An 18,119-nucleotide genomic window follows, 5' to 3' on the forward strand; every position below is an offset into this window, starting at 1 on the left:
GGATGTCCTCCTTTGCCGCTGGAGCCGGCCGCTAGACGGGGTTGAAGCACCGGAATTCGTGGTCGTCGCCGAACGCGGTCACCTCGGGCCGGACGTCGTGGCATTTGCCAAGCGCGCGCGGGCAGCGGTTGGCAAAATTGCAGCCCTTCGCACTCCGCTTGGCCTCGTCCGCCACCGGGGCCTCTCCCTTGCGCGCGTTCATCAGCATCGTCGTGTAGGGATGGCGCGGGCTGTCCATGACCTGATCGACCGGGCCAAGTTCGACGATCCGGCCGAAATACATCACCGCGACGCGGTCGGCGAGGAACTGCGCGACCCCGAGATCGTGCGTGATGAAGACGAACGCGATCTTCTCCGAACGGTTCAGGGACTTGATCAGATTGAGGATCTGCGCGCGCACGGAGACGTCGAGCTTCGACACCGCTTCGTCGGCGACGATCAGGCGCGGCGACAACGCCAGCGCACGCGCAATGGCGGCACGCTGCAACTGACCGCCGGACATCTCATGCGGGTAGCGATGGGCAAATCCCGGGTTGAGACCAACCCGGCTCAGCAACTCGGCGACCCGTTCAGCAATGGTCTCCTCGGACAGCTTCAACTGCAAGCGCAGCGGCAATGCGATCGAAGAACCAACGGTGAAGCGCGGGTTGAACGAGGACAGAGGGTCCTGGAACACCATCTGCAGATCGTGCGCGTTCTGGCGACGTGGCGATGCGGCCTTCGGGGGGGCGATCTTGATGCTCCCGGAGGTAAGCGGGTGGAGACCGAGCATCGACTTCCCAAGCGTGGTTTTGCCCGAGCCGGATTCCCCGAGAAGGGCGATGATCTCCCCTTCGTTCACATCGAGCGAAATGTCGTCGAGGACGCGGAGGTCGCGCTTGGCACCCCAAGCCTTGCCGATTTTGAACTCGAGAACGGCGTCCCGAATGCGGATAAGCGGAGAGGCGCTCACCGGCAGCACGTCGACTACGTTATGCGGCATGATTGAAACACCTTACGCTATGACCAGACTCCACCGTGCGCTCGGTCGGCTCGGCAGCCGTGCAACGGTCGGTCACCTGGGGGCAGCGCGCCGAAAAGGCGCAACGCTTCTCCCAGCTCGTGGCGCCTGGCTCGCCTTTGATCTCATAAAGCGTCGCATCACGGTTCTCCAAGGAGCGCGCCGTCGCCAGCAAGCCTGCCGTGTAGGGGTGCGCCGGCCGCTCAAGGATTCGCTCCGTCGGGCCAATTTCGACGATGCGGCCGCTGTACATGACCGCAACCCGGTCGCAGAGATGCCGGGCAACGGTCAAGTCGTGCGTGACGAAGAGGACCCCCGTGTCATGTTGCCGTTGCTGACTCCGGATAAGTTCCAGGATCTGGCGTTCCACGAGATTGTCGAGATTGGTCGTGGGCTCGTCGGCGATCACGAGTTTTGGATTCAGCCCGAACACCATTGCGATCAGCACACGCTGCAGCATCCCGCCGGACAACTGGTGCGGATACGACGCCATGGTCCGTTCCGGCTCCCGGATGTTGACCTGCTTCAGAAGGTCGGCGGCCACCTCCTTCAGGTCCCCGGACGACCCGACGGAATGCCGGCCCAGAGCCTTCACGATATGCCAGCCGATGGTCTTCGCGGGATTGAACGAGCCTACGGGGTCCTGGAAGATCATGGCCAAGTCGGTGCCGCGAAGTCGTTGCATATCCTTGGCGCCGACCTCGGACAGCGACCGACCGTTGTAGGTCAACTCCGCCGCCTCCACATGAGCGTTGTCGGGCAGGAGTCGAAGAACGCTGAGCCCCGTTACCGTTTTTCCCGATCCGGACTCGCCAATGAGGCCCAATACCTCGCCTTTGTTCAGATCGAAGGAGACGCCTTTGACCACCTCGGTTTTCCGATCACCCGAACCGAAGGAGGTTCTCAGATCACGCACGCGCAGAAGAGGAGTCGGCATCACGACAGGCGCTCCTTCAGTTTCGGATCAGTCAGGTCCCTCAAGCCGTCGCCCAGGAGATTCAGGCCGAGAAGGGCGATTGAAATGGCAAGGCCCGTCATGGTGAGCACCCAGGGGGCGGTGTTGAAGTATTCGCGCCCGTCCGACATCACGAGCCCGAGCGACGGGGCCGGCGGCTGAACGCCAAGGCCGAGAAAGCTGACTCCCGCTTCGATGACGATGCCGAAGGCGACGCCGATCGTTGCCTGCACCAGCAGCGGGGAAAGGGCGTTGGGCAACAGCTCCCTCAGCAGTATCGAATGGGTGGGCTGACCGAAGAGCTTCGCTGCCTGCACCCACGGCTCCATCACGATGAGCTGCGCGAGATTGCGTGCGAGCCTTACGAAGATCGGCAGGTAGATCAAGGCGATCGCAAGCGCGACATTGAAGACGCCGTAGCCCAGGACCACCATCAGGAAGAGCGCAAGGACAAAGCTGGGGAACGAGAACAGCAAATCGGACGCCTTCATCAGCACGTTGCTGAAGAACCCCGGCCGATACGCGATGAACAGGCCGATCATCGACCCCAGAACGGCGGCGACGCCCACGCCCGAGATGGAAATCAGCAGTGACAACCTGGCGCCATAAAGGACCCGCGTAAGGACGTCTCTTCCCATCGTGTCGGTACCGAACGGATGGGCGAGGCTCGGCGGCGCCAGCATGGCCATGACGTCCATGGAATCCCCGTCGTAAGGGGAGATCATCGGGCCGAAGACGACGGCGAACGCGACCAGAACCGAAATGATTGCTCCGGTCAATGCAGTCTTGTTTGCGGCAAGCCGCTTCAGCACAGGGATCATCTCATCCTCGGGTTTAGCATGGTGCAGATCAGGTCGACGACGATGTTGACAAGCAGGACGATCAGCAGAAACGTCAGGGCACAGGCCTGAACGATCGGATAGTCCCGCCCGAACGCAGCATCGATCATCAGAGATCCCACGCCGTTGATGCCGAAGATTCGCTCGATGACCACGGTGCCGCCGAGCAGATAGCGGACCTGAAGACCAATGACGGTGACGAAGGGAATCAGCGCGTTGCGCAGGATATGGTGCAGGAATATGAAGGTCTTGCCGTGCCCCAGCGACAGGGCGACACGTACGTGATCGCGGTGTGCGTTGTCGATCAGTGCTGAGCGCAGGATTCGCGTAAAGGAAGCCGCCATCGGCGCCGCGATGGCAAGCGATGGCAAGAACCCGCTGAGCAGCGCCCCCGTCGGGGATTCCAGCGGTGAGATGAAGCCATAGGCCGGGAACCAGCCCAGGCCGAGCGCAAAGGCATAGATGAGCACATAGCCGATCCAGAAATCCGGCATGGAGATGCCGGCCGCCGCGATCGACGTTGCGACGGTGTCGATAATTCCTCCCCGGTTGAGCGCCGCTGCGGTGCCGGCGACCAGGGAAATCAGCACCGCCAGGATGATTGCGTAGACACCGATGAAGAGCGTGTTGGGCAGTCGATTGGCGAACAGCGCGTACACGTCCGTTCCGGAAGCGATCGACAGCGACTGCCCGAAATCTCCACGCAGGGCGTTTGCGACCCACAACCCGAACTGAACGATCAGAGGCTCGTCAAGATTCCACCGCGCGCGAAAGGCCGCGATTGTTTCCGTGGAGGCCCCTTCGCCAAGCGCGGTCAAAGCCGGATCCCCGGGGGCGGCGCGCATGGCGAAAAAAACCACCGCCGCCCCCATCAGGGCCAGCATCATCACCCCGGCGCTTCGCGTCACGACATGGCGTAGGAGTGCGAATGCCATTTCAACCTCAGCCGAGTTGCAGCTTGGCGAACTGATCGCCGTAGTTCGAATAGGGCAACTGCGTAAAGCCCTTCAGGCCCGGCACCGACAGGTTGTGAACGTTCGAGTTGAAGCACGGGATCAGCGGCATATCTTCCAGCATCATGAGTTCCGCTTCGCGATACACATCGCGCCGGACCGCCGGGTCCACCTCGCTCCGGCCTTTCTCAAGCAGTGCCTCGAATGCCGGGTTGTTGTATCCATGGAAGTTGCGCGACCCATCTTTCCCGAGCAAATCACCCAGATATTCGTCGGCATCGATGAAGCCGAGCCACCCCCAGACTGCAGCCTGATAGTCACCCGAACGCAGTCGGCCGAAGACGGCATTGCTCTCTCCCGCTTCGATCTGAATCTTCGTGCCGAGAACTTGGTTGACCTGGATGACGAAGAATTCGCCAATCTTACGCCACCATGTCGGCCCCCAGATCAGAAGCTTGATCTCGGTATCGGCGGGGTATTTCGATTTCGCGAGCTCGGCCTTCGCCGCGGCCGGGTTGAAGGTCAGCGACGGCGGCACCGGCTGGCCGGGCTTGGCGATGGCCGGCGGAAGCAGGCCGGTGGCCGGGCTGCCCTCGCCGAAGACGACGGAGCGGACCATCGCCTGGCGGTCGAACGCCATAGCGAGGGCACGGCGGAAATGCGGATCGTCGAAGGGAGCCTTGCGGCCGTTCAACCCGATGTAGCGAACATTCAGGCCGGTCTGCTTGTAGACCTTGATCTTCGGATCTTTGACGAGATTCGGAATTGAAGCGAACGGCGCCGTCGAGGTCAGATCGATCTGACCGCCCTGCAAAGCCGTCAGCCCGCTGGATTCCTCACCGATCAAGGGCATCGTCACGGTTTGGATTTTCGGCGCGCCGTCGAAGTAGTCCGGGAACGCCTCCAACTTGACGCCGCTTCCGGTCTTCCATTCCTTGAGCACATATGCGCCGGTGCCAACCGGATTGAGGTCGAATTTGCTGCCCAGCGCCTCAACGGCCTTCCGCGGCACAATCTGCGTTCCCGTGCGCGTGTTGGCCAGATAGGTCAGAAGCGGAGCGAACGGCGCTTGCGTGATGATCCGAACGGTGTGGGCGTCGGGCGTTTCAATCGTTTTGATGGACGAAAGCTTGGCGCGGTTCGGAGACGCCGTTTTTTCATCCAGCACGCGCTCAAGCGAGAACTTCACGTCATCGGAAGTCAAATCGCTTCCGTCGTGGAATTTCACGCCTTTCCGAAGCTTGAACTCAAGTGTTGTAGGATCGATAAATGAATAACTTTCGGCCAGATCCGGAACGATCTCCATTTTCTCGTTAAACTTGACGAGCGCGTTGAACACGGCCCAGACGACATAGCTTTCGGGCAACTGCGTGACCTTGGCCGGATCGAATGTATTGATGACCGTATATCCGGTGATTGCCGCTCGGAGCAAAGATGCCGGCGATTGTGAAGTCGTTGACTGGGCCTGCGCGCGGAAACTTATGGGTAGAGTGGCGGCTGCAGCGACCAAGCTCAACGCCTGCCGTCGATTGAGAGTCAACGCGTCCATTCTTTTCTCCTCTGTTCTGTACGATTTTGATCGTCGTTTGGCCGAACCAGTTCGGCCAATGAATGTTAAGACAATTAACCGGCATTGATTGAATTTTTATTCATAATACCATGAAGAAATCTCTATTTCGATTTTCTTCTTATGAAGAAAGCTTGCTTTATCTTGTAATTACGGATGTGCGGCGTGAAATTTTCTTTTCTCTGAAATGATTACTTCCTCAAGGGACTGTGGACGGCTTGAATGGTCCTTCAAATCCAAGCCAAAATCCTCCATCCCGATCAGCAAAACACTGTGGTTTTGCGCTGCGATGCGCCGGGCTGCCGCCGATCGCAACGTTGGATGAGCGAAGGCTCAACGAATCAAGCGGTGTCCGCACGGGTGTTTTCCTCAAGGCATTCATTCAGCCGCTGCATCAGCGAGTGAGCCGAGGGTTCGTGTTCGATGTCGAATACCCGGCCAACAATGTCGGCCGCACCGCTCCCGCACATGCCGAGAAACTTCTCCGTGAGGTCGGCGTCGCTCAGTCGGGAGTGCTCCGACCATGGATCACCAAGAGCGAAATCGTCCTCGTCGCGGAATTCACCCCTTGCCGTCCGGACAAGGACGCCACCCGGCATGGTACGGATCTGGTTGGCCTCCATCGTGTGGGCGAAGTCATTGCCTCGCTCATGCGCGACGACGCGGACCTTTTCCGCGATGCTCAGAGTGTCCGGGGCGGTGACGAACTGGGCGTCCAGCCATGCCGGCCCGGCCGGAACGCCACGGATGAGCATGGCGACCATATGTGGATAGCTGAAACTGCGGCTGGCGAAGGTGCGTGGCAGGGGCTTGGTGAATCGGGCGGAAGCCGCCATCGGGCCGGTCTCGATCACGACTTCCTCGATCTCGTTCGGGGCGATGGTCTCCCGCCGGAGAATACGAGCGAGCGACGTCAGCGGATAGTGAGTGAAGCGGCACGTTGGCCAGGGCTTGTACGTGGCGTTCGGAATCAGCCAAGTCTTCCCAAGGTCGGCCGTCAGGCTTTCCTCAACGAAGTTCTGCACTCCGCACATCCGGGCGAGGCCGTACGGGCCATCGAGCGCGTCGGTAAACCCCGTCGAGCCGGCCTCGATGGAAAGCACCGCGAAGACCCCCGCGACAGCGCACCAACCGGCGTCACAATACTTGCAGTTGGGCAGATCGACCGCGTTGGACCACAGCGCCCCAGCAGGCAGGGGACTGTTCGAAACCGCCAGTCCTATCGCTTGGGCAAACTGGCCTTCGTCCAATCGCGCGATAGCGGCGGCGGCGCCCATGGCGGCGAGCACGACTGGCGCCGCTACGCCCCAAACCTTTGAGAAGCCTTTGACTTCGCCGTCCACCACCTCAGTCATCGGGCCGATGTAAGTCGCGATCCGCGCGCCCAGTTCATAGCCGACGATGACAGCGCGTAGAACATCAGCGCCCGAGGCGCCACGCTCTTCGGCCATCGCCAGAGCGGCCGCGACCGCGGCCACACCAAAATGAACACCGACCGGGAAGGTCTCATCGAAATCAAGCGCATTGGCGATGCGTGCGTTGCCGTAGACCGCGGAAAGCAGCGTGGTGCCGCCCTGACCGATGAGCGTGCTGCCCCCGGTTGCCAGACGCTGTCCGAGCAGGAGCGCCAGTTTGTCGGACGTCGGTGCGATCTCGCAGGCCCGCCCACCGGCAAGACAACCCAACGTGTCGAGAAGGATGCGCTTGGCCTCATGACGCACGACGTCCGGCGCATCCTTGAGCTGGAACTCGGAGAAGAAGCGTGAGACCGCTACGGTAGTGCTCGGCATCGTTCGTTCCGTAGGAAATGGAAGTGAACGATATTCAGCTAGGCACATAAAATCAAATGCGCTTCTATCGACTCCATATGCGTTGACGTTATATAAAAGGGCATGCAGAAGTGTGGGGCGGTCGGGGACATTGGTGCAAAATGACCGGGCCGGTGGTGTTTGGGAGCCCTCCGTGGGCAGCGTCGGTGATTCATACGATAACGCCTTGGCCGAGACCATCAACGGCCTCTACAAGACCGAGGTGATCCGCCGACGGGGACCATGGCGCACCCTGGAGGCCGTCGAGTTCGCCACTCTCGAACGGGGCGACTGGTTCAACCACCGGCGCTTGCTCGAACCCATCGGCAACATTCCACCTGCCGAGGCCGAAGCGAGCTACTATGCTCAAGTCGAGGACATCGCCATGGCGGCGTAACTCAAGCCAAATGGCCTCCGACAAACCCGGAGCGGTTCACTGAAGACGATCAAGAGGTCCATGTGCGGTCGCGCGAAGTTTGACCTGTTGCGTCATCGCGTCCTGTAGGGCGGCCGCTTGAGCGTCCACGCTCCAGTCACGCCGCTGCACCGAGGATGCGGAAGGACCAGCTCCTGAAGCCGTTTGACAGGCGGCGATCGCCTTTAGCCGGCGGCGGTCCCCGTGTGCGGTTGCACTCCCGCGCCGGTCCGCGCCGCAGCCGTCTCCAGCGAGGGGCCGCGGCGGTGCGCGGCATGCGTCCGGCACCCAACGCGATGCGCCGGCACTGCGCCGCCAGGAACACGGGCAGCGCAGAAGGCCGCGGTCGATGCATGCGTGGAGTGGGAGCGGCTGTGTCCGGCGAAAACGCCTCAATGGACGGCGGGGGAGCGGGAGTGGATGGAACGGCGTGCGGTGCAGGGGGCCGTACGGTGCGCTTCCGTTCCAGATTGTGACGGACCTGCTCACGAGCGCGGGAAAGCCGTGAACGGATGGTTCCCACCGGCACACCCAAGTGGTTGGCCGCGTCCTGGTACGAAACGCCGTCAATGGTTACCAGCTGGATCAGGTCGCGCTGCCGGGGCGGAAGGGCGCGGATCGCCTCTCCAACCTCGTCGAGGGCGACCCGCGCGATCTGCGGCGGCGGGATGACACCGTCGTATTCGTCCAGTTCGACCTGCGGGCGTCGGTGCCGGCACCGGCATTCGGTGAAGAACAGGTGCTTCAGGATCGTCATCAGCCAAGCTTCCAGGTTGGTGCCCGGCTCGAATTTGTCAGCGTTCCTCAGCGCGCGCTCCAGACAGTCCTGCACCAGATCCTCAGCGGCCGCGTGCTCGCCCGCAAGTTTGAAGGCATAGCGCCGCAACTCCGGGATGCACGTCAGCAAGTCCTCGCGGAAGGATGTGGGCATGCCGAACCCCTGCTTGCTCGAAGCGGCTGGCAGTCGACAGGCGGAAAGCCGTTGCCGCGCGCCAGAAGTCCAACTGGCAGCGTTCGGCATCAGTTCCGCAGTTCAGCACATATGTGCGCGATTTAATAAATGGCTTTCAGAGAACCAGCCTCTGGATCCGCTGCCCCAGGGAGGTGAAGCCAGCAAAACTGGTCAGTTGCTTGCGATCGAGGATGGTGAGGCGCCCGTCCTCCACATGGGCGAGCCCCCGTTCCCGCAATTCGCCGAGTGAGCGGCTGACGTGGGTGCCCGAAAGGCCGGTGGCGTCGGCGAGGTGGCGGCGGCGCAGCGGGAAGTCGCAGCATTCGTTCTTCAACTCGCCCGCCCCCTCGAGCCGCTCGACCAACTCCAGCATGAGGTAGGCGATGCGCTGGGGCCCCAGCGTGCGGCCCAGCACGGCGAGCCGGCTGTCGGCGCGCCGCTTGTCGTCGGCCAGTGTGTGGATCAGCGCCCGGTTCAGCGCCGGGACCTGGGTGCACAAATCGTCCAGCGACGGTGCTCTTATCCGGCACAGCACGACGCGCGTCAGCGTGGTGACTTCGTAGTCCCAGTTACCAAGCAGCGCCACATGCACGCCAAACACGTCGCCCGGCAGCAGGATTTCAACGATCTGCCGCGAGCCGTCCGCCAGCTGTATCGACCGAAACGCCCAGCCCGAGTAGAGCGTGTAGATGAAGCCGCCGGCCGGTCCCGAGCTGAGCAGCTTGGCTCCGGCCGGCCGCACGAGCTGACGATCCCGTAGCTTGGCCACATAGCTCAGTTCATCCTCGTCGAGTTGCTTGAACAGGCGCGACCGTCGCAGAGTGCAATCCTGGCAGGCCACGTTGGGGGCACCGTGGCGGGGAAAGGAAGGGTTGCCGTGATCGGACGTCTGTTCCATGGACCGTTCATGCGATGAACCACTCTGAGGAAGCGATTCGGGGTGCTCCGTTCCGTTCAACGGTGCCGGTCGCGTTCGCGTCCTCCGCTTGCCAGCACGCGGTCCTTGCGCAAGCGACGCGCAGCGGCCTCGTCACCGGCGAAGGCGAGGAAGGAGTCGGCCGCCCGGTCCCAGGCATCGCGTTCCTCATTCGGCTGCGGGTCGTAGCCGGGCCCGTGATGCCCACCGAAGCCATAGGCGCCCACCCAATCGTCGTCGGGGCGTCGGGCGGCGGTTCCGGAGAGGCGGTGATCGGAATGGTCGGTCTTCATGTCGTTCTCCTGGCCGGGGAGTCCCGGTGTCCGCTGATGTTCTCTCTTCGCCAACGACGGCTCTCCAGGGACGTTCCACCTCCAATATGTCCGGTCAGCCACTCCGGCTTCTGCACGCGCTTGTCGTCCGGCTGCGGGTCGGGAAGGTCGCTCACCGTCACCGAACGGGCGGCCGCGATTTCCTCGGGCTTGCGGTGGCGAACGAACACCGGCTTGACGCGCCACGTCACGGTGATGGACCGCCCGGCCGCGACCGGAGCGAGATTGACCTCGATGGAGGCGAGCGCCAGCGTGTCGGCCGCAGGGTTCATGCTGTCCACCACCGGCCACCCGGATGTGCGGCGGGGCGGGATCGGTCTGCTGGGCCTCGCCACCTCTCACCCCATCGACCGGTGGCTGATCCGCCGCGTCCTCCTCACCGCGTGAAATAGTCGCTGAGCGCCAGGCCGAACAGGATTGCCAGCCACAAGGGTGCCGCTGCGCCGGCCAGCCGCACCAGCGGTCGGGTTCGCCGGAAATGCATGTAGAACCACAGGATCAGCGCGGTTTTGGCGACGGCGATGCCCAGATTCAGGACGGTGTTCCAAGAGCCCAGGTGCAGGAACGAGACGCCCACGGTCGCCGCCAGCAGCGCCATCAGCGCCGCCCACACCAGAACGGAGGTCGCGTTCTCTCGAAGCATGGGGATCACCGCGAGACCAGATAGAGGGTGGGGTAGAGAAACACCCAGACGATGTCGACGACATGCCAGTAGAGGCCCGGCAGTTCCACGCTGGTGCTGCGCTCCGGCACCTTCAGATAGCCGCCGAGCACCCGTGCCGACAGGCCCAGGATCAGCAGCACGCCGATGGTCAGATGCAGCGCGTGCAGCCCGGTGGCGGCGTAGTACAGGTTGAAGAACAGCTCGGCGCCGGGCTGCTCGGCCAGCCGGAATCCCGGGCCGGGCATCAACCCCTCGCGGAACTCCGTGACATACTCGTATGCCTTGATGGCCAGGAAGACGACGCCCAGTCCCGCGGCGCCCGCCAGCAGTCCGGCGGTGCGCTCCTGCCGCCCCTGCCGCGCCGCGGTGACCGCCAGCGCCACCAGCAGCGAACTGGTCAGCAGCACCCCGGTGTTGAGCGTGCCGAGCAGCTTGTCCAGGTGGCCGCTGGCGAGGCGCACGCCCTCCGGCATCCGAAAGCGCACCACGGTCAGCGCGAAGAACAGCGCGCCGAACATCATCGCCTCGGTGGCGAGGAACAGCCACATGCCGAGGTGGTTGGCCTCCTCGCGTTGCCCGGCGTGGACGAAGGGCTCGGTCGTCATCCTTGCTCCTCCCGGGCCGGCGGGTAGTCGTAGGCCTTCCAGGTCACCACCGGGATCTCGTCGAAATTGTGCTTGGGCGGCGGCGAGGGGACGCGCCATTCCAGTCCGGTGGCGCCCCACGGGTTGGCGGGCGCACGCGGCCCGTAAAACAGCGACCACAGCAGGTAGACCAGCGGCAGCAGGTAGCCGACGCCGAGCATCACCGCGCCGGCGCTCGACAGCACTTCCCAGCTCTGGAACTCCGGCGGGTAGGAATGGTAGCGGCGCGGCATGCCCAGCCAGCCGAGGATGTACTGCGGGAAGAAGGTGATGTTGAAGCCGAAGAAGATCAGCAGCGCCGAGATGCGGCCCCAGAACTCGGAATACAGGCGCCCGGTCATCTTCGGCCACCAGCAGTGCAGCGCACCCAGATACGCCGACACCGCCCCGCCGACCATGATGTAGTGGAAATGCGCCACCACGAAGGCGGTGCCGTGCGCGTGCACGTCGAGCGCCAGGCTGGCCAGGATCAGCCCGGTCAGCCCGCCGAACACGAACAGCCCGATGAAGCCCATGGCGTAGAGCAGCGGTGCCCTCAGGTCGAGCTGGCCTTTGTAGAGCGTCGCCGTCCAATTGTAGACCTTGACCGCCGAGGGTGCGGCGACAAGAAAACTGAGAAAAGAAAAGACCATGCTGGCGTACATGGACTGTCCGGCCACGAACATGTGATGGCCCCAGACCAGAAAGCCGATGATGGCGATGGCGATGGAGGCGAAGGCCACGAACTCGTAGCCGAACACGCGCTTCCGGGAGAAGGTGGTGACCAGCTCCGTCACCACGCCCATGGACGGCAGGATCATGATGTAGACCGCCGGGTGGCTGTAGAACCAGAAGAGGTGCTGCCACAGGAGCGGGTCGCCGCCGAGGTCGGGGTCGAACACGCCGATGCCCAGCGCCCGCTCCAGCGCCAGCAGGATCAGCGCCATCGCCAGAACCGGTGTCGCGAGCACCAGGATCACGCTGGTGGCGTAGTGCGACCACACGAAGATCGGCAGCCGGAACCACGTCATGCCCGGCGCGCGCAGCGTGTGGATGGTGACGATGAAGTTCAGCCCCGTCAGGATGGAGGAGAACCCCACAACGAAGATCGCCGCCGCCGCCATGACGGTGTGGCCCGGCGCGTACTTGGTGCTGAGCGGCGTGTAGAGCGTCCAGCCCGTTTCCACCCCGCCGGCCACCAGCACGTAAGCGGTGAACAGACCGCCCAGCACGTAGATGTACCAGGACAGCAGGTTGAGGCGCGGGAAGGCGAGGTCGCGCGCGCCGATCATCAGCGGGATCAGGAAGTTGCCGAAGACCGTGGGGATCGACGGGATCAGGAAGAACCACACCATCACCACGCCGTGCAGCGTGAAGGCGCGGTTGTAGCCGTCGGCGCTCAGCAGGTCGAGCTTCGGCGTCAGCAGCTCCAGCCGCACCGCCGCCGCACCCAGCGCGCCGAGGAAGAAGAAACCGGTGATGGAGACCATGTAGAGGATGGCGATGCGCTTGTGGTCGGTGGTCAGAAGCCAGGAGCGCAGCGTGTAGCCCGCCTCGATGTAGGTGCGGGGGCGGGCGGAGGCAGTATCGGCATTCGGAGTGTCGGCGGGGGGAGCGTAGACGGTCATGGCTGCTTGCTCCCCTCGCGCGGCAAGGATTTGACGTAGGCGATCAGCCGCAGGATCTCCTCCTCCGACACCTTGCCGGCGAAGGAGGGCATGATCGGCTCGTAGCCGGCGACCACCTGCCGCTTCGGCATGAGGATGCTGTCGCGGATGTAACGGTCGTCGGCCAGCACGAAGCGGCCGTCGGCAAGCGGCTGCTGCGTGCCGTAGATCCCCGCGAGGTCCGGCGCGTGCACGGCGGAATTCATCCCATGGCAACCGGAGCATCCCAGGCGTCGGAACAGCCGCTCACCCTCCTGCGCCAGCGTGCCGTCCACCGCCGAGGCTTGCAGCCACGCTTCGTAATCCCTCGGCTCCTGGACGATGAAGCGGCCGCCCATCAGCGCGTGGTCGGTGCCGCAGAACTGCGTGCAGCGCAGGGCATAGGTGCCCGGCCGGTCGGCCTGGAACCAGATGCTCGTGTAGCGGTCGGGCAGCACGTCCATCTTCAAGCGCAGTTCGGGCAGGAACAGGCTGTGGATCACGTCCTGCGAGGTCATGGTCAGCTTGACCGGCTGGCCGGTCGGAACGTGGAGTTCGTTGATCTCGCGCTGGCCGCCGGGGTGCTGGAACTTCCACATCCACTGCTTGGCGACCACCGCCACCTCCATCGCTCCGTCCGGCGGCGTGCGCACGATGTAGTAGAGATGCGCGGCCCAGACGAAGAAGATCATCGCCAGCAGGAAGGGAACGACCGTCCAGTCCGCTTCGATCCAGAAGCCGCGGGTCGGCGCGTCGCTGCGGTCCGCAGGCGAGCCGCGGTGATATTTCGCCGCGAACCACACCATGCCGATGATCACCGGTGCGGCGAGGACGATGATGAGCGCGCTGAAGGCCCAGACGAGGAGGTCGACGCGGTCGGCGTAGGCCGACGCGGAGGCTGGCCAGAAGGGAAGCCAGGAGGTCATGACCGCCTCCGTTCGCGCAGCACGGCCCAGGCGATCCCGCCGCCCACGATCAATGCGGTCAGCGTTCCGGCGACACGCAGGCTGTTCAGGACGATGGCGTCGTAGGTCCCGCGCACGGGGTCGTAGTGGTAGCAGAGCAGGCGCAGCCGGTCGGTCAGGCCGCCCACCTTGCCCTCTCCGGCCTCGGTCAGAGCCAGCCGCAGGTCGGTGCCGTCGAACCCCGCGCCGGAAATCCAGCGCGACACCCGGCCATCCGGGGCGAGCACGAAGACGCCCACGGGGTGGAGGAACTGCTTGAGGTCCTTATCCCAGCGATAACGGAAGCCGACCGCGTCGGCCACGCGCCGGACGGCCGGCTCGCCGCCGGTGAGGAACCACAGGCTCTCGCCGCTGCCGAGCCGCTCCACCGCCCGCTCCCTGGCCGCCGCCGCCTCGACCGGACCCTCGGCCGGGTTGATGGAGAGCGCGGCCAGGCGGAAGTCGGCGCCCGCGCGCAGGCCGGTCTCCTTCAGCGCCGAGGCGATGCCGCCCAGCGTCACCCCGCACAGATTCGGGCAGGTGTAGTAGGCCAGCGCCAGCACGACCGGCGGCCCGCCCAGCGCGTCGTCCAGGCCCGTCACCGCGCCGGCCGGGATGCGCGCCCCGGGCGGGGGCGAGGCCATGATGTCGGACAAGTCCGGCGCCGGTGCCGCCAGGGCGGGCAGGGCGGGCAAAACGGCCAGCAGGAGGGCGAGCAGGGCCGGCAGCCGCATCATTTCCCCTCCTCCGGCCAGCCGCGCTTCGCCAGCAGCGCCATGGCGTCCTCGATGGGGATGCGGGCGAGGCCGGCGCCACGGTCCACCCAGCCGAGCGTGTGCAGCTCCTTGCCCTCCGCCGCGCGGAACGCCTGGAGGTCGCGGGCCGGCGACCCTTGCAACCGTGGCGGCGGTGGCTCGATAGGGGTGTGGGCGATGGACGCGACCGGCGGCCGGTCGGTCATGCCGACGAACAGCGACGTCATGCCCCAGACCAGCAGAAGGATCAGGCCCACGCTCGCCAGCGCCAGCAGCCCGGCCACGAACAGCTTGAGCGGCGGGACGTCGGCAACCTCGTGGCCACGCTCCAGCGAGGTGCGGTCCACCGAGTTGCGGTCCAGGGAGGTATCGTCCACGTCAGCCATGGCCCGGCGCCTCCACCCATCGGTTCTTCCGGCGCAGCAGGCCACGTCCGATCAGCGCCAGCGCGCCGCCGAACAGGAGCGCCGGCGGCAGGTGCCAGGCCGCGTGCTCCTTGAAGGCCGGCAGCACCAGCCAGAGCATGTCCACCGCGTGCCCGGCGAGGATCAGCAGGCACAACGCGCCCAGGACGCGCGGGCTGCGCCGGGCCGGCGGGAACAGCAGCGCCGCGAAGGGCAGAACGCCCTTGAGGAACACCAGCGCCCAGGCGAACCATCCCCACGGCGCCCCGCCGCGCGCCAGGTACCAGGAGACGAGGTGCGGCTTGTTCCCGGACCACACCACGAGGTACTGCATGAAGGCGATGTAGCCCCAGCTCAGCACCAGCGTCAGCAGCAGCGAACCCATGTGGCCGAGCTGTTCCGGCTCCGGCGGCGGGCCGTCGCGCAGGCGCAGGCCCAGCGCCGCCGCGAACCCCGCCTGAGCCGCCGCCGTCAGGACCAGCAGGCCGTAGGCGGAGGAGGCGAACTCCGGCTCCAGCGACATCATCCAGTCGATGCTCGCGAAGGTGACGGTCAGCCCCAGCACGATCAGCCCGGCGGCGGCGGCCGCCCGCTCCATGTTCGGCCGCATCGCCAATCGCGCCAGCAACCACCACACAAGCAGATACACCACCGTCCGTCCGGCGAAGAACCAGGGCGCCAACCAGAACGCCTTTTCCGGCTTCACCTCGTGTATCCACGGGTAGACCAAGCCAGCGCCCAGCAGCACCGGCAGAACAGCCAGCGCCGCGAAAGGCAGCGTGCCGGTAACGGCGGTCAGCTCGGCGACCAGAGGCCGGCTCCAGCCGGTGGTGAACAGCCGGTCCATCAGCAGCAGCGCCAGCGCGCCGACCGGCAGCCACAGCACCACCATCGTGGCGGCCAGCCAGCATTCCAGCAGGAAACGGAGGATCGTCATGGGCTGCCCTCCAGCTTCGCGCGCAGATCGTTTGGCAAATCAGCGGCGGCGACCCGCCGGCTGAGCTGGAGAGCGCGGATGTAGGCCAGGATCGCCCAGCGGTCAGCGGGCGCCACACGCGCGGCATAGGAGTACATGGCGCCGTAGCCGTTGGTCATCACGTCGAGGAAGTGCCGGTCCGGCGCGTCCACCAGCCGTTGCTCGAAATAGCTGGGCGGGTGGGGGAAGCCGCGCTGCACGATCATGCCGTCGCCCTCGCCGGTGCGGGCGTGGCAGGGCGCGCAGTTGATCTCGAAGCGCTCGCGCCCGCGCGCCAGCAGGGCCGCGGTCATCCGCGGGCGGGTGGCGAGCGCCTGCTCCGCCGCCAGTTCGTCGCGCGCCACGGAACCGTCCGGCGGCGGCTGGTTGACGCGGCGGTCGGGCAGGCGCTCGTCCGTCTCGAACGCCCTGCGGTTCGGCTGCTCCGTCATGCGCTGGCCGCAGGCGGTCAGCAGGATCAGGGCGAGGAGAACGGGGACCGCTCTCATCCCGGCACCTCCGACACGGACACCGCGCCGCACGCCTCCAGGAAGGCGCGGGTGCGCTCGGGCCGGAAATGGGGGTCGGCCGCCTCGATGCACAGGAAGAAGCGGTCCACCTCGGCGGCGGAAAAGCGGGGAGCCTCGAACACCGGGTGGTTGAGGCGCGGCAGACGGTTCAACGCCAGCATGGCGAGTGCGGCGAAGATCGTGGCACCCAGCACGGTCAGCTCGAAGGCCGGCAGCACGAAGGCCGGCCACGCCGCCTCGGGCCGTCCGCCAATGTTGAGGGGATAGCTGACGACGTTGGCGTACCATTCCATGAACAGGCCGCCGCCGCCGCCGAACACCCCCCCGGCCAGCGCCGCCCAGGCGATGGGCGAGGTGTTGGTGCCCAGCGCCTCGCCCATCCCGCTCACGGGCATCGGCGTGTAGGCGTCGAGCCGCCGGTAGCCGTCGGCCCGCGCCTGTTTCACCGCGGCCAGCAACTGGTCGGGCGTGTCGAACTCGGCCATCAGGCCGTAAAGGGGGAGCGGCCGGGGCATCTATTCCTCCCGTTCCTCGTGCAATACCTCCTTGACCTCGGCGATGGGCACCGCAGGCAGGAAGCGCACGAACAGCGTGAAGGCGAAAAGGAAGAACCCGACGAGGCCGAAGAACAGCATCCACTCCCACAGGCTCGGCACGTACGGCCCCCAGGAGGAGGGCAGGAAGTCCCGGGACAGCGCGCTCTCGACCAGCATGTAGCGCTCGAACCACATGCCGAGCGTCACCGCCAGCGCCACCGCGAACATCACGGGCATGGTGCGCCGCAGCCAAGGCAGCCATAGCAGTTGCAGAGGCACGAAGTTCAGCACCACCGCCGACCAGTAGGACAGCGCGTACGGCCCCGCCACGCGGTCCAGAAGCGTACCGCGCTCGAACGGTTCGGCGCTGTACCACGCGGTGAAGGCGTCCATGACGTAGCCGTAGGAAGTCATCAGCCCGGTGGCGAGCAGCCACTGGCCGAGCAGGTCCATGTGCCGGTCGGTGATCAGGTCGCGGAAGCCGAAGACCGCGCGCAGCACGATGGCCAGCATGACCACCACGGCGAAGCCGGAGAACACCGCGCCCAGCACGAAGTAGGGCGGGAAGATCGTGCTGTGCCAGCCGGGAATGGGACCGACGGCGAACAGCAGCGCCACCCCCGAATGCACCGACACCACCAGCGGCACGGCGATGGCCGCGACGATGACGTAGGCGCGCCGCCAGCGCGCCCAGTGCGCCGCCGAGCCGCGCCAGCCCAGCGCCATCAGTCCGTACACCACCTGCCGCCGCCGGCCGGTGGCGGTGTCCCGCAGCGCCGCCATGTCCGGGATCATGCCCACGTACCAGAAGATCAGCGAGACCGTCAGGTAGGTGAAGAAGGCGAACATGTCCCATTCCAGCGGGCTGCGGAACTGCGGCCAGACATGCATGACGTTGGGGTAGGGGATGACCCAGTAGAAGTAGAAGGGCCGCCCCAGATGCAGCACCGGGTACATGGCGGCACAGGTCGCCGCCAGAAGGGTCATCGCCTCGGCGAAGCGGTTCAGCGAGTTGCGCCAATGCTGTCCGGTCACCAGCAGCACCGCCGAGATGAAGGTGCCGGCGTGCCCGATGCCGATCCACCAGACGGTGTTGGAGATGGCGATGCCCCAGTTGACCGGGATGTTGATGCCCCAGACGCCGACCCCCTTGAAGAACAGCCAGAAGATCGACACCAGCAGCATCGCCACCAGAAGGCCGCTTGCCCCCAGCACGGCCAGCCACGCCCAACCCGAGCCCGGCGGGTGCAGGACGGCGCCGGCGATCTGCGCGGTAACGCCGCGGTCGCTGAGGTCGGCGGGAAGCGACTTGCCCTCGGCCATGC

19 protein-coding genes and 2 pseudogenes are annotated in these 18,119 nt (G+C 65.3%); 1 reads left to right on the forward strand and 20 read right to left on the reverse strand.

Annotation, left to right across the window (positions count from 1 at the left end; genetic code table 11):
• Nucleotides 1-31 precede the first annotated feature (31 nt).
• From AMK58_RS16185 to AMK58_RS16210, 6 genes are all read right to left on the reverse strand, one after another.
• Entirely contained in the window at nt 32-982 is a 951-nt protein-coding gene (locus AMK58_RS16185; RefSeq protein WP_035676500.1) for an ABC transporter ATP-binding protein, read from the reverse strand.
• A complete protein-coding gene (locus AMK58_RS16190) occupies nt 972-1,937 on the reverse strand; it encodes an ABC transporter ATP-binding protein (protein WP_035676497.1) in 966 nt (321 codons plus the stop codon). Before AMK58_RS16190 ends, AMK58_RS16185 begins: the two co-directional genes overlap by 11 nt.
• Nucleotides 1,937-2,776 (reverse strand): ABC transporter permease, encoded by an 840-nt coding sequence (locus AMK58_RS16195; protein WP_035676494.1) that lies wholly within the window; start codon nt 2,774-2,776, stop codon nt 1,937-1,939. The genes AMK58_RS16190 and AMK58_RS16195 overlap by 1 nt, the downstream gene beginning before the upstream one ends.
• Nucleotides 2,773-3,729 (reverse strand): ABC transporter permease, encoded by a 957-nt coding sequence (locus AMK58_RS16200; protein WP_051140427.1) that lies wholly within the window; start codon nt 3,727-3,729, stop codon nt 2,773-2,775. Before AMK58_RS16200 ends, AMK58_RS16195 begins: the two co-directional genes overlap by 4 nt.
• A gap of 7 nt (nt 3,730-3,736) precedes the next feature.
• Nucleotides 3,737-5,296, reverse strand: a complete 1,560-nt coding sequence (locus AMK58_RS16205) for an ABC transporter substrate-binding protein (RefSeq protein ID WP_079285377.1) — start codon at nt 5,294-5,296, stop codon at nt 3,737-3,739.
• Nucleotides 5,297-5,655: 359 nt separating this feature from the next.
• Entirely contained in the window at nt 5,656-7,104 is a 1,449-nt protein-coding gene (locus tag AMK58_RS16210; RefSeq protein WP_051140426.1) for an MmgE/PrpD family protein, read from the reverse strand.
• Nucleotides 7,105-7,267: 163 nt separating this feature from the next.
• Between AMK58_RS16210 and AMK58_RS16215 the strand changes: the two are divergent.
• Nucleotides 7,268-7,519 (forward strand): annotated as a pseudogene (locus AMK58_RS16215) (integrase core domain-containing protein); the annotation flags it as partial.
• A gap of 136 nt (nt 7,520-7,655) precedes the next feature.
• Here the strand turns inward: AMK58_RS16215 and AMK58_RS16220 are convergent.
• The 14 genes and pseudogenes from AMK58_RS16220 to nrfD all read right to left on the reverse strand — a co-directional run bounded on the left by AMK58_RS16220 (nt 7,656) and on the right by nrfD (nt 18,117).
• Complete coding sequence (locus AMK58_RS16220) at nt 7,656-8,468, reverse strand: sigma-70 family RNA polymerase sigma factor (RefSeq protein WP_059399184.1); 813 nt, start codon at nt 8,466-8,468, stop codon at nt 7,656-7,658.
• Between the two features lie 136 nt (nt 8,469-8,604).
• The gene (locus tag AMK58_RS16225; RefSeq protein WP_035676486.1) at nt 8,605-9,387 is read right to left on the reverse strand and encodes a Crp/Fnr family transcriptional regulator; all 783 of its coding nucleotides are present in this window, start codon (nt 9,385-9,387) and stop codon (nt 8,605-8,607) included.
• 56 nt (nt 9,388-9,443) lie between these two features.
• Nucleotides 9,444-9,698, reverse strand: a complete 255-nt coding sequence (locus tag AMK58_RS16230; RefSeq protein ID WP_035676483.1) for a hypothetical protein — start codon at nt 9,696-9,698, stop codon at nt 9,444-9,446.
• A 95-nt stretch (nt 9,699-9,793) separates the two neighbouring features.
• Nucleotides 9,794-10,027, reverse strand: a pseudogene (locus AMK58_RS29660) (Rieske (2Fe-2S) protein); the annotation flags it as partial.
• Nucleotides 10,028-10,113: 86 nt separating this feature from the next.
• Nucleotides 10,114-10,380, reverse strand: a complete 267-nt coding sequence (locus AMK58_RS16240) for a cytochrome C oxidase subunit IV family protein (RefSeq protein WP_059399186.1) — start codon at nt 10,378-10,380, stop codon at nt 10,114-10,116.
• A gap of 5 nt (nt 10,381-10,385) precedes the next feature.
• On the reverse strand, nt 10,386-11,006 hold the full coding sequence (locus AMK58_RS16245; protein ID WP_035676480.1) for a cytochrome c oxidase subunit 3: 621 nt from the start codon (nt 11,004-11,006) through the stop codon (nt 10,386-10,388).
• Nucleotides 11,003-12,652 (reverse strand): cytochrome c oxidase subunit I, encoded by a 1,650-nt coding sequence (locus AMK58_RS16250; RefSeq protein ID WP_035676479.1) that lies wholly within the window; start codon nt 12,650-12,652, stop codon nt 11,003-11,005. Before AMK58_RS16250 ends, AMK58_RS16245 begins: the two co-directional genes overlap by 4 nt.
• Nucleotides 12,649-13,596 (reverse strand): cytochrome c oxidase subunit II, encoded by a 948-nt coding sequence (coxB, locus tag AMK58_RS16255; protein ID WP_035676478.1) that lies wholly within the window; start codon nt 13,594-13,596, stop codon nt 12,649-12,651. The genes AMK58_RS16250 and coxB overlap by 4 nt, the downstream gene beginning before the upstream one ends.
• Entirely contained in the window at nt 13,593-14,351 is a 759-nt protein-coding gene (locus AMK58_RS16260) for an SCO family protein (RefSeq protein ID WP_059399187.1), read from the reverse strand. Before AMK58_RS16260 ends, coxB begins: the two co-directional genes overlap by 4 nt.
• Complete coding sequence (locus AMK58_RS16265) at nt 14,348-14,755, reverse strand: hypothetical protein (protein ID WP_059399188.1); 408 nt, start codon at nt 14,753-14,755, stop codon at nt 14,348-14,350. The genes AMK58_RS16260 and AMK58_RS16265 overlap by 4 nt, the downstream gene beginning before the upstream one ends.
• Nucleotides 14,748-15,710 carry a hypothetical protein gene (locus AMK58_RS16270; RefSeq protein ID WP_051140422.1) on the reverse strand — a complete coding sequence of 321 codons (963 nt, stop codon included), beginning with the start codon at nt 15,708-15,710 and terminating at the stop codon, nt 14,748-14,750. The genes AMK58_RS16265 and AMK58_RS16270 overlap by 8 nt, the downstream gene beginning before the upstream one ends.
• Nucleotides 15,707-16,237 carry a c-type cytochrome gene (locus AMK58_RS16275; protein WP_059399189.1) on the reverse strand — a complete coding sequence of 177 codons (531 nt, stop codon included), beginning with the start codon at nt 16,235-16,237 and terminating at the stop codon, nt 15,707-15,709. Before AMK58_RS16275 ends, AMK58_RS16270 begins: the two co-directional genes overlap by 4 nt.
• On the reverse strand, nt 16,234-16,773 hold the full coding sequence (locus AMK58_RS16280; protein WP_035676474.1) for a DUF3341 domain-containing protein: 540 nt from the start codon (nt 16,771-16,773) through the stop codon (nt 16,234-16,236). The genes AMK58_RS16275 and AMK58_RS16280 overlap by 4 nt, the downstream gene beginning before the upstream one ends.
• On the reverse strand, nt 16,774-18,117 hold the full coding sequence (nrfD, locus tag AMK58_RS16285) for an NrfD/PsrC family molybdoenzyme membrane anchor subunit (protein WP_035676472.1): 1,344 nt from the start codon (nt 18,115-18,117) through the stop codon (nt 16,774-16,776). It lies immediately after the preceding gene.
• Nucleotides 18,118-18,119 lie beyond the last annotated feature (2 nt).

It is taken from the genome of Azospirillum brasilense (assembly GCF_001315015.1).
Classification (GTDB): Bacteria; Pseudomonadota; Alphaproteobacteria; order Azospirillales; family Azospirillaceae; genus Azospirillum; species Azospirillum brasilense.

What these genes read in the sequence shown, in the direction of transcription:
- AMK58_RS16185 (WP_035676500.1), bottom strand. Translation starts at nt 982, where the DNA reads ATGCCGCATAACGTAGTCGACGTGCTGCCGGTGAGCGCCTCTCCGCTT.
- AMK58_RS16190 (WP_035676497.1), bottom strand. Translation starts at nt 1,937, where the DNA reads ATGCCGACTCCTCTTCTGCGCGTGCGTGATCTGAGAACCTCCTTCGGT.
- AMK58_RS16195 (WP_035676494.1), bottom strand. Translation starts at nt 2,776, where the DNA reads ATGATCCCTGTGCTGAAGCGGCTTGCCGCAAACAAGACTGCATTGACC.
- AMK58_RS16200 (WP_051140427.1), bottom strand. Translation starts at nt 3,729, where the DNA reads ATGGCATTCGCACTCCTACGCCATGTCGTGACGCGAAGCGCCGGGGTG.
- AMK58_RS16205 (WP_079285377.1), bottom strand. Translation starts at nt 5,296, where the DNA reads ATGGACGCGTTGACTCTCAATCGACGGCAGGCGTTGAGCTTGGTCGCT.
- AMK58_RS16210 (WP_051140426.1), bottom strand. Translation starts at nt 7,104, where the DNA reads ATGCCGAGCACTACCGTAGCGGTCTCACGCTTCTTCTCCGAGTTCCAG.
- AMK58_RS16220 (WP_059399184.1), bottom strand. Translation starts at nt 8,468, where the DNA reads ATGCCCACATCCTTCCGCGAGGACTTGCTGACGTGCATCCCGGAGTTG.
- AMK58_RS16225 (WP_035676486.1), bottom strand. Translation starts at nt 9,387, where the DNA reads ATGGAACAGACGTCCGATCACGGCAACCCTTCCTTTCCCCGCCACGGT.
- AMK58_RS16230 (WP_035676483.1), bottom strand. Translation starts at nt 9,698, where the DNA reads ATGAAGACCGACCATTCCGATCACCGCCTCTCCGGAACCGCCGCCCGA.
- AMK58_RS16240 (WP_059399186.1), bottom strand. Translation starts at nt 10,380, where the DNA reads ATGCTTCGAGAGAACGCGACCTCCGTTCTGGTGTGGGCGGCGCTGATG.
- AMK58_RS16245 (WP_035676480.1), bottom strand. Translation starts at nt 11,006, where the DNA reads ATGACGACCGAGCCCTTCGTCCACGCCGGGCAACGCGAGGAGGCCAAC.
- AMK58_RS16250 (WP_035676479.1), bottom strand. Translation starts at nt 12,652, where the DNA reads ATGACCGTCTACGCTCCCCCCGCCGACACTCCGAATGCCGATACTGCC.
- coxB (WP_035676478.1), bottom strand. Translation starts at nt 13,596, where the DNA reads ATGACCTCCTGGCTTCCCTTCTGGCCAGCCTCCGCGTCGGCCTACGCC.
- AMK58_RS16260 (WP_059399187.1), bottom strand. Translation starts at nt 14,351, where the DNA reads ATGATGCGGCTGCCGGCCCTGCTCGCCCTCCTGCTGGCCGTTTTGCCC.
- AMK58_RS16265 (WP_059399188.1), bottom strand. Translation starts at nt 14,755, where the DNA reads ATGGCTGACGTGGACGATACCTCCCTGGACCGCAACTCGGTGGACCGC.
- AMK58_RS16270 (WP_051140422.1), bottom strand. Translation starts at nt 15,710, where the DNA reads ATGACGATCCTCCGTTTCCTGCTGGAATGCTGGCTGGCCGCCACGATG.
- AMK58_RS16275 (WP_059399189.1), bottom strand. Translation starts at nt 16,237, where the DNA reads ATGAGAGCGGTCCCCGTTCTCCTCGCCCTGATCCTGCTGACCGCCTGC.
- AMK58_RS16280 (WP_035676474.1), bottom strand. Translation starts at nt 16,773, where the DNA reads ATGCCCCGGCCGCTCCCCCTTTACGGCCTGATGGCCGAGTTCGACACG.
- nrfD (WP_035676472.1), bottom strand. Translation starts at nt 18,117, where the DNA reads ATGGCCGAGGGCAAGTCGCTTCCCGCCGACCTCAGCGACCGCGGCGTT.